This window comes from Terriglobia bacterium (assembly GCA_036496425.1).
Taxonomy (GTDB): Bacteria; Acidobacteriota; Terriglobia; order 20CM-2-55-15; family 20CM-2-55-15; genus 20CM-2-55-15.
Genome location: DASXLG010000371.1, coordinates 1 through 1,600, shown reverse-complemented (window position 1 = coordinate 1,600; position 1,600 = coordinate 1). Strand labels below are relative to the sequence as shown.

General features: G+C 58.6%; 3 protein-coding genes. 1 reads left to right on the top strand and 2 read right to left on the bottom strand.

The genetic code is table 11. The annotated features are described in order from the left end of the window. Both VGK48_27660 and VGK48_27655 read right to left on the bottom strand, forming a co-directional pair. A partial coding sequence (locus VGK48_27660) for a DUF5009 domain-containing protein (GenBank protein HEY2384969.1) occupies positions 1–185 on the bottom strand: 185 nt, incomplete at its 3' end. Then, complete coding sequence (locus VGK48_27655) at positions 182–757, bottom strand: cytochrome P460 family protein (protein HEY2384968.1); 576 nt, start codon at positions 755–757, stop codon at positions 182–184. The genes VGK48_27655 and VGK48_27660, both read right to left, overlap by 4 nt. 46 nt (positions 758–803) lie before the next feature. Between VGK48_27655 and VGK48_27650 the strand changes: the two genes are divergently transcribed. Beyond that, a partial coding sequence (locus tag VGK48_27650; protein HEY2384967.1) for a DUF1080 domain-containing protein occupies positions 804–1,600 on the top strand: 797 nt, incomplete at its 3' end.

The following is a 1,600-nucleotide window of genomic DNA, read 5'->3' as shown; positions in this document are numbered from 1 at the left end:
ATCCAGAGAAACGCCGGAAAAACGACATCCGTGATCGTCCAGCCGTTCCACTCGGAGTGGCGCAGAGGGCCGTAGACGTTGTGTCCGTCACCCGCATTGTTGACGAGAACCATGAGCGCCATCGTCGCGCCGCGAAACGCGTCCAGAGCAACAAGCCGGGGAAAGCCTGCGGATCGTTCGCTCACCGCAGTGTGTGGTTCGCTTTCGCGGCATCCAGCAGCGTCGGGTAGAACTGGACAAACGTGGTATCGACCGCGCCGTGATCGCGGTGGCACGAATAGCACGAGGCGGACGCGGGAATCTGCTTCGCGGTTTCCTTGCCTTCGCCGAATCCAAAAAAGGCCCAGTCACCTTTGAAACGCTTTTGGTCTTTTACGTGCACTTCGATCGCGGCGGCGCTCGTCTGGAAATGGCCTCCTTTATTGATCGATCCCTCGGATTGTGACTTCCGGATTTCCAGGATGAAGACAGTTTTGTCCGGCCAGCGACCTGATGCGAGAAACGATTTATATGCCGACCGGTTCACGAAGACGTTGTCGAATCGGGGCTCATCGCGTGTTTCAGCCGCAGCCGGCCCATAGGTCATCCCCAGTCCCGAACTCAAGAATATCCATTCCCGATACTCCTTTGGAAACCGCATCTGCCCATCGGCAGTGAATTGCGGTCCGTCGCCGGGCGCTTGTTCAGCAGCGCCCCGTGCGGTCAGGGCGGCGGTTAAGGTCAGGCCGCCGGCCACACAAAGAATTGCCTTGATCATGTCATTTCCCCAAGCTTTTTCGGATGCTTCATACTAAACTGCCAGCATGCGACATCTCTCGGCAAGTTTGATTCTTGCATGCGCGCTCCTGACCCCGGCCTTTTCCCAAAAGGGAGGCAGTGCCTTCGTTGGACGCTGGGACTTTGACGTTCATCCGGCGGCGGGGGTCGGCGCGAATTGGCTCGGAGTAACAGAAAACGGCGGAAAGCTGGAAGTCTGGTTCCAGCCCACCGGAGGCCATGTTATTCAAGTGAAAGACGCTCATGTGGACGGCTCGGCTCTGACTTTCACGGCCGCCCCGGCCTCTGCGAACCACCCCGCCACTACCTGGGAATTGAAGGCATCGGGCGAAAAGTTGACCGGCGTTCAGAAACGCGGAAGCCAAACGATGCAGTTGACAGGCGTGCGGGCGCCCGAGTTGAAACGCAGCGCCCCAAAAGCATGGTCGAAACCGGAGCCGCTCTTTAATGGGAAGAACCTCGACGGCTGGAAGCCGATCGGCGATCCGGCGAAGAGTCATTGGGTGGTGAAGGACGGGCTGCTCGTGAACGAGGCGCACGGCGCGAATCTCGAATCTGTCCGGAAATTTGACGATTTCAAGGTGCACTTCGAAGTAAACTGTCCCGACGATGCCAACAGTGGTTTCTATCTCCGCGGGCGATATGAGACGCAACTGGAATATGTGCCAGCCGGCAGCGAGCCGGCCGAGCGCTCGATGGGGGCCATCTACGGGCGCATTGGGCCTAGTTCGCAGTTGCCGCGCACGCCGGGTAAATGGGAGTCGTTCGACATCACGCTGGTCGGGCGCACTGTTACTATCGTTCGCAACGGCGTCAAGATTAT